Origin of the sequence: Leisingera sp. XS_AS12 (assembly GCF_041224635.1) — a bacterium.
Lineage (GTDB): Bacteria > Pseudomonadota > Alphaproteobacteria > Rhodobacterales > Rhodobacteraceae > Leisingera.
This window is the reverse complement of sequence record NZ_JBGFGM010000045.1, coordinates 64303-71895: the sequence shown is the minus strand read 5'-3', so window position 1 is coordinate 71895 and position 7593 is coordinate 64303. Positions and strand designations below refer to the sequence as shown.

Annotated in this window: 6 protein-coding genes and 1 tRNA gene; 4 read left to right on the top strand and 3 right to left on the bottom strand. The window is 58.4% G+C overall.

The window, feature by feature from the left end; translation table 11 throughout:
- The 3 genes from AB9K35_RS01495 to AB9K35_RS01485 form a co-directional block, all read right to left on the bottom strand.
- Positions 1–1248, bottom strand: a 1248-nt coding sequence (locus tag AB9K35_RS01495; RefSeq protein ID WP_369924136.1) for a hypothetical protein, incomplete at its 3' end; no start/stop codon positions are given.
- Positions 1249–2108: 860 nt separating this feature from the next.
- A tRNA-Arg gene (locus AB9K35_RS01490) sits at positions 2109–2185 on the bottom strand.
- 180 nt (positions 2186–2365) lie between these two features.
- Entirely contained in the window at positions 2366–2935 is a 570-nt protein-coding gene (locus tag AB9K35_RS01485) for a YcbK family protein (protein WP_369924135.1), read from the bottom strand.
- A gap of 381 nt (positions 2936–3316) precedes the next feature.
- On the opposite strand from AB9K35_RS01485, the gene AB9K35_RS01480 reads away from it, so the two are divergent.
- From AB9K35_RS01480 to AB9K35_RS01465, 4 genes are read left to right on the top strand one after another with little or no spacing between them, the layout of a single operon-like run.
- Positions 3317–4918 carry a murein L,D-transpeptidase gene (locus AB9K35_RS01480; RefSeq protein ID WP_369924134.1) on the top strand — a complete coding sequence of 534 codons (1602 nt, stop codon included), beginning with the start codon at positions 3317–3319 and terminating at the stop codon, positions 4916–4918.
- A gap of 38 nt (positions 4919–4956) precedes the next feature.
- A complete protein-coding gene (gene lpxD / locus AB9K35_RS01475; RefSeq protein WP_369924132.1) occupies positions 4957–6030 on the top strand; it encodes a UDP-3-O-(3-hydroxymyristoyl)glucosamine N-acyltransferase in 1074 nt (357 codons plus the stop codon).
- Between the two features lie 48 nt (positions 6031–6078).
- Positions 6079–6336: an acyl carrier protein gene (locus tag AB9K35_RS01470; protein WP_222453005.1), complete on the top strand. Its 258-nt coding sequence runs from the start codon at positions 6079–6081 to the stop codon at positions 6334–6336.
- Positions 6337–6342: 6 nt separating this feature from the next.
- A complete protein-coding gene (locus AB9K35_RS01465; protein ID WP_222453006.1) occupies positions 6343–7551 on the top strand; it encodes a beta-ketoacyl-[acyl-carrier-protein] synthase family protein in 1209 nt (402 codons plus the stop codon).
- The last annotated feature ends 42 nt before the right edge of the window (positions 7552–7593 follow it).

Genomic DNA, 7593 nt, shown 5'->3' with positions numbered 1-7593 from the left:
GGTTCCGGCGATGGTGACGGATCCGGTCGGATCGTCGTTGACGTTGGTCACGGTGGCCGTTGCGGCACTGGTCACGCTCTCGGTCGTGCCTTCACCATCGGTATAGGTTGCTGCGACGGTGATGACCGCGCCGACATCGTCCTGGGTAAGCGTGTAGGTAACTCCGGTAGCGCCGGAAATATTGACGCCATCACGTTGCCATTGGTAGGCAATCGTGCCAAGCCCGTCCTCATCCGCGAGTGTATGGGTGGCTGCTAGCGTTTGTTTCTCGGTGGCGGTTCCTACGATGGTGACGTTGCCTGTCGGATCGTCGTTAACGTTGGCGACCGGGGCAGTTCCTGCACTGGTTACGCTTTCGGTTGTACCTCCGCCATCGGTGTAACTAGCTACGACCGTTATTGTCGCGCCGACATCTTCTTGGCTCAGGGCATATGTGCTTGCAGTGGCTGCGGTTATGTCGACACCATCGCGTTGCCACTGATAAGTGACCGAGCCAAGCCCGTCCTCGTCCGCCAGAGAATTGGTGGCGGTCAAAACTTGATCCTCGGCAGCGGTGCCGACAATGTTGACGCTGCCTGTGGGCGCGTCGTTAACGTTGGTCACAGCTGCTGTGGCGGAGCTGGTGACGCTTTCGGGGTTACCGGCGTTATCAGTGTAGCTAGCTGTTACTGTGATTGCAGCTCCGACATCGGTTTGGGTGAGGGTATAGGTGCTGCCGTTTGCCCCGCTGATGTCGACACCATCACGTTGCCATTGATATGAAATCGTGCCTACGCCATCCGCGTCCGAAATTGAATTGGACGCGGTGAGTGTTTGCCCCTCAGACGCCGTCCCTGATATAGTAACGGAACCAGTCGGGGGCTGGTTAATTGGTGGTGTGTAAAAACTTGAGTAGGCGTACTGAGAAAGCGCTGTGCTAGACGCGACGGTAAAAGTTGTGCCGTTCACGAATGTGTCATACGCGGTAGCATCAAGTGGCACAACAATTCCACCTGAGTTTCCTACGCCTGCCATCCAGACGGCTTGGCCACCGTTGCTTAACGTAAATTCGTATAGCGAATACGGGCCATTATAAGCAGTCGAACCAGATGGGATGCCGGTATAGGTGAACTCAGTATTCGCTCCGACGTCCACAGTCGAGTTTTCGTCGCCAATGGTCGCATCACGTGCGCCTCCCATCACTTGGGGGTTGCTAGCAAAGCTGCTCCATACACTTTCCCAAGTGGCGAATACGACAAAATCAGACATAAGAAATACTCACTGTATAAGTTAAATTCGATGGTTCAGCGAAAAATTCACTGTGGAGGGTTGGGGGTTACTGGATCAAAGGGTATGTGTGCCGGCCCGGTTGCAGCAAGCGGATCGGATTGACGCGGTTGGGCGTACTGTACGCAGTAAGGAGGTCGGCCTGGAGAACGCCAGAGTTGTCCAGTTCGCTTTGGTGAAAGCTATTGAGACGAGTTCGGAAAGGGGCATTGCACCTCCGGAAACATACTTAACCAATCTACTTCGGCACACGCATCCGTAAGGTTTCGAGGCTTCGCTAGGAAAGAAAAGATTTCCAAGCGCCAGCGCATCTCGACCTTATGGCGGCGAGTACGTGATCACGGCGTTTGGACCTAACCGCTTAGGTTAAGCATTTCGACAAGCTGGATCAGGCCTGTCCGTCTTCAAACAAAGCAAAGGCTACACCTTCTCAGGTTGTGAAGCAAGTTCACAAATCAAGTACGTTTCCTGCAGGTGAGTACAGTGATATGCGGTTTTACTCTTTCACGTTTTGTTCACGTTGTGTCTTGTGAAAAAAAACACCTGAACCCACTGAATTCTGGAAGGTTTCGTGAGATTTAGGTTCTGGCGCCGCAAGGCGTGGGGGTTCAAGTCACTTCACCCGCACCATAATTTCATATTCTCCTGAAGAATTTCTCGCCCGCGTCACGCGCCCCTTAGGCGTGGCCAGGCCCCGGTAAGTATTTCCTCGGACGGCGGGTCGAGTTTGGGAAACGGTTCGCTCGCCTTGCAAAGGCGCCCGCGCGTTCATGGTCGAAACGCTGCGCGCCAGGTCTCGATAGGCGGGCCTGATAACAGAAGCTTATCTGTAGGGTGGGAAATGGCGCACCTGAGAGGATTCGAACCTCTGGCCTCTGCCTTCGGAGGGCAGCGCTCTATCCAGCTGAGCTACAGGTGCGTCGTTAAGGCGGGGTATAGCGGTGCTTCGAAGTTGCTGCAATCGAAAAAAGTGCTGGTTTCCAAAAACATCGCAACGGTCGGCGTGAGGCGGGTTATCAAGCTGAAAAAAAACAAAAGCCCGCACGTGGAACGCGCGGGCCATTCGGGCTCTGGAAAGTTCAGGGTGCAGTTCTGGCAGTCAGCCGCGCCAGGTGCGAACGACCCCGCAATCCATGTGCACGAAGTTCGAGCGGTAGTATTTGCCGACGCCGCCTGCGCGGCAGGCTTCGGCGGCACTTGCCATCTGCGACACCGAGCGGGAGGCCAGCCGAAGGTCCGCGGCCTGGCCGCGCATGTGGAGGGACTTCTTGGCGACACCGCGGGAGCGGCTGCGCAGCATCGCGTTCGTCTTGGGGCTGCGATAGCCGGACAGCAGCAGGTAGGGTTCATTCACGTCCAGGAGGTTATGCGACGCAGCCATGATGTCGATGGTGCGAAGGTCGATTTCCTTGACCTGGTCCGTCCGCCAGTCGCGCATGAAATGGTTCACTTCACGCAGGGCTTCCTTGATGTATTTTCCGTCAATCCAATACACCATGTCCAGCCGTTCGCCGGTGCGACCGGAGTACATTCGGATACGCCGGATGTCCCCGCCGCCGCGGAGAAAGCCTGCTGCATTGGAGAAGGTCGGAGCTGCCGCAACCGCGGTTGCTGCAAAAACACCCAAAAGAGAACGCCGGGAAAATCCCGTGCCCGCGGTTCCTGCCATGTTTCTACGTCGTCCCGTACGATTTGTGATCTTGCCTGAGTACCCGATGTTACGGGCCCGTTAACCTTCCTGATCGTTAACGTGCGGCTTGTATGACACAGCCGCCAATTTGTTCCAACATTTCTTTGCCGGGGTGACGCTTCGGGGCGTATTTTCGGCGATTTTTTGCGCAAAAGGGGACGAGGATGGAACTTTTCCCCGCGACTGTTGCTTGTGGGCGTCATAGACGCGGCGCCGGTGCATCACGGTTAATATTTCGTATTTTTGATTGGACATTCCGGGCTGGCATTTACCAGTCTTTCAGATAGGCACTGGCAAAACAGAACTTTAGGCAGATCAAGGATCGAGTACATCATGGCGGGCAGAGCTGCTGGAAAATTCATGCCGGGACTGAAGGCGGGCCTTTTTGCCCTTGCGCTCGGAGGCGCCATCGCAGGCAGCATGACCGTGCCAGCGGTGGCGGAAGTGCCGGCGGCTTTCCGCCAAGCAGTCGCTGAGGCGGCGTCCCAGTCCGAGGCTTTGGCGAGTTTCTACCGGGAAAACGGCTATGAGGCCATCTGGACCGGGCAGGACCAGGCCTCGCGGCTGCGCCGCAGCGCATTGCTGACGGCGATGGGCGAAACTGCGGCGCACGGGCTGCCGGATCGGTCGGGTGAAGTGAACCGGTTACTGCAACAGATGCGCGATGCCCAAACGATCCGCGACTTCGGCGAAGTAGAAGTGGCGCTGAGCCAGGCGCTGGTGAACTACGCGACCGATCTGCAGACTGGCATCCTCCAACCCCAAAGGATCGACGACGGCATCGTGCGCAAAAAGCACAGTGTCGATGCGAAAGAATTCCTTTTTGGCATACGCGACAATCAACCTTTTGCCTTTATGCGCTCCTTGGTTCCCACATCATCGCAGTATCGTGCGTTGCAGCGCGAGAAACTGCGCCTTGAAAAGCTGATCGCGGCCGGAGGCTGGGGGCCCACGGTGAATGCCAAGAAGCTGGAACCCGGTGACGAAGGGGCTGCTGTCGTGGCCTTGCGCAATCGGCTGATGGCGATGGGGTATCTGGGGCGTAGCGCTTCGGGACGCTATGACGCATCGTTGGAACGCGCTGTGCAGGCCTTCCAATCCGATCACGGACTGGCGGTTGATGGTGTGGCCGGGGCCGGAACCCTGGCCGAGGTGAATCGCCCCGCCAGCGATCGGCTGAAGTCGATCCTGGTTGCGATGGAGCGCGAACGCTGGCTGACTCCGGATCGTGGCGAACGTCACGTCCTCGTCAATCTGGCTGACTTTTCCGCCCAGATTATCGATGACGGTGATGTGACCTTTGAAACGCGGTCGGTGATTGGCAAGAACACGCATGACCGGCGTAGCCCTGAATTCTCTGACGAGATGGAGCACATGGTCATCAACCCGAGCTGGTACGTGCCGCGCTCGATCATCACCAAGGAATATTTGCCCAAGCTGCGGAACAACCCCAATGCCGTCGGACACATTGAAATCACGGATCGGCGTGGCCGGGTGGTGAACCGCAGCTCGGCGGATTTTTCGCAGTACACAGCGCGGAATTTTCCCTATGCGATGCGACAGCCCCCGAGCCGCAGCAATGCGCTGGGGCTGGTGAAATTCATGTTCCCCAACAAGTACAATATCTACCTGCATGATACGCCGCAGAAGAGCCTTTTCGGCCGCGAAGTGCGGGCCTTTTCGCACGGCTGTATCCGTTTGGCGGAGCCGTTTGAATTTGCCTATGCGCTGCTGGCGCGACAAACCGAAGACCCGAAGGCCTTCTTCCACCGAATCCTGAACAGCGGCAAGGAGACCAAGGTGGTGCTGGAGAAGAAAGTGCCGGTTCATCTGATCTACCGCACCGCAGTCGTGTCCAGTTTGGGACACGCCGAATTCCGTCGGGACGTATATGGACGTGACGCGAAGATCTGGGCGGCTCTGGAGCGGGCAGGGGTGGTGCTGCCTAGCGTTCAGGGGTAGATACCAAGCCCAAACAGGATTTTCCGAGAGGGCTTGCCATGTTTACCATCCGCCAGATCGCCGATGCCCTGGGGGTCGAAGCTCAGGGGGACCTGGAGCTGACCGTCACTGGGGCCTCTGAGCCGCAAGATGCGGGTCCAGAGCACCTCGCCATGGCGATGGCCCCCAAATACGCAGAGCACCTGGCTGAGGGCAACGCGCAGGCCGCGATGCTGTGGGAAGGCGCGGATTGGCAAGCACTGGGCTTGCGGGCAGCGATCTTTGCGCCGCGTCCGCGCATGGCCATGTCTGGCCTCACGGCCATGCTGGACCCTGGTCAGGGCTTTGACGGTGGCATTCACCCGAGCGCCGTTATCCACGCGACGGCGGAACTTGGCACAGAGGTGTCGGTTGGCCCCTTCTGCGTAATCGGACCGCGCGCGCGCATTGGCGACGGTTCGGTCATCGGGCCACAGTGTTTCATCGGCGCGGATGTCGTGATCGGTCGCGCGGCACAGCTGCGGGAAATGGTGTCGATCGGAGCCCGTGCCACGATCGGCGACCGGTTTCGGGCACAGCCCGGCGCGAGAGTTGGCGGCGATGGCTTTTCCTATGTGACCCCCGAAGTGTCGGGTGTTGAAAACGCCCGCAAGTCCCTGGGCGACCAGGGCGAGGCCAAGGCGCAGAGCTGGGTGCGTATCCATTCCCTCGGTGCCGTCACCATTGGCGATGATGTCGAGCTGGGCAGCAACTGCACCATCGACAATGGCACCATTCGCGACACTGTGATTGGAAGCGGCAGCAAGCTCGACAATCTGGTGCATGTTGGTCACAACACCCGGGTTGGCAATGACTGCCTGCTGTGCGGTCAGACCGGTATCTCCGGTTCGGTTGATATCGGCAACAACGTGGTCCTTGGCGGCCAATGCGGCGTCGCCGACAATCTCTTTATCGGCGATGGTGTGGTTGCCGGTGGCGGTACCAAGATCCTCTCGAATGTACCCGCCGGCCGTGTGATCATGGGCTATCCCGCGGTGAAGATGGACACCCATACCGAGATGTACAAAGCGCAGCGCAGGTTGCCTCGATTGATGCGTGACATCGAATTGTTAAAAAAGGCTGTTTTCAAGTAACGATCCACTCACTACATCAGCCGCAGCCTAAAGATCGGGGATCACTTCATGAGCACGCAGGACAAGGTTATTGAAATCATTGCAGAACAAGCCGTTCTGGAGCCATCGGATGTAACCCTCGACAGCACACTCAGCGATCTGGGCATCGACAGCCTGGGGCTGGTGGAGTGCATTTTCGCGATTGAGGAAGAGTTCGATATTTCGATTCCCTTCAATGCCAATGAGCCGCAGGAGAGTGATTTCGACATTTCCAACGTGGCCGCCATCGTGGCGGGCATCGACAAGTTGATCTCCGAAAAGGTCTGAGCCGCGATGAAGCGTGTTGTCATTACCGGGGCCGGAACCATCAACGCCTTGGGCCATTCGGTGCCCGCAACACTGGAAGCGCTGCGTGAAGGCCGCTGCGGAATCGGGCCGCTCGAGTTTCGGGACGTCGACCGCCTGGCGATCAAGATCGGCGGCCAAGTGCGTGATTTCGATGCGGAAGGACGCTTCAATCGCCAGCAGCTCAGCCTTTATGACCGCTTCACTCAGTTTACTCTGACGGCGGCGCAGCAAGCGATCAGCCAGTCCGGGCTGGAATTCCATGGCGAACTGTCCGCCAAGGCTGGGGTCGTACTCGGAAATTCGGGCGGCGGCATGCAGACGCTGGATGAAAACTATCGCAGCGTCTACGAGGACGGCAAAAACCGTGTGCACCCCTTTGTGGTGCCGAAACTGATGAACAATGCCGCGGCCGGGCATGTGTCCATGCAGTATAACCTCAAGGGGCCAAGCTTTACGGTCTCCACAGCCTGTGCTTCATCGAACCATGCGATGTCGCAGGCATTCCAGATGGTGCGCACGGGCATGAGCCCGGTGATGATCACCGGCGGGTCGGAGTCCATGCTGTGCTTTGGCGGGGTTAAGGCCTGGGAAGGTTTGCGGGTCATGTCCAAGGACGCCTGTCGCCCCTTCAGTGCCAACCGAAATGGAATGGTGCAGGGGGAGGGAGCCGGCATTTTCGTGTTTGAAGAATACGAACACGCCCGTGCCCGCGGTGCGGAAATCCTGTGTGAGGTGATTGGTTTCGCCATGACCTCCGACGCTTCCGACATCGTGATGCCCAGCAAACAAGGTGCGGCACGGGCGATTGCCGGTGCACTGCGGGATGCCGGAGTGGACAGGTCAGAAGTTGGCTACATCAACGCGCATGGCACCGGAACTGCGGCCAATGACAAGACCGAATGCGCGGCAGTCGCCGATGTGTTTGGCCCGCATGCCGACCGGCTGATGATCTCTTCGACCAAGTCGATGCACGGGCATCTGATCGGCGGCACCGGGGCGGTTGAGCTTCTGGCCTGCATCATGGCGCTGCGCGATGGCGTGATCGCACCCACGATCGGCTATGAAGAGCCCGACCCGGAGTGCGCCCTGGACGTCGTGCCGAACGAGGCACGCGTCGCGCGCGTCGAGGTGGCCTTGTCAAACGCCTTTGCCTTTGGCGGGCTGAATTCGGTCCTCGCGCTGCGCAAGGTGTGATGTCGCAGCCCTGTCAAACTGAAAACGCCGCGTCCTCCTGAA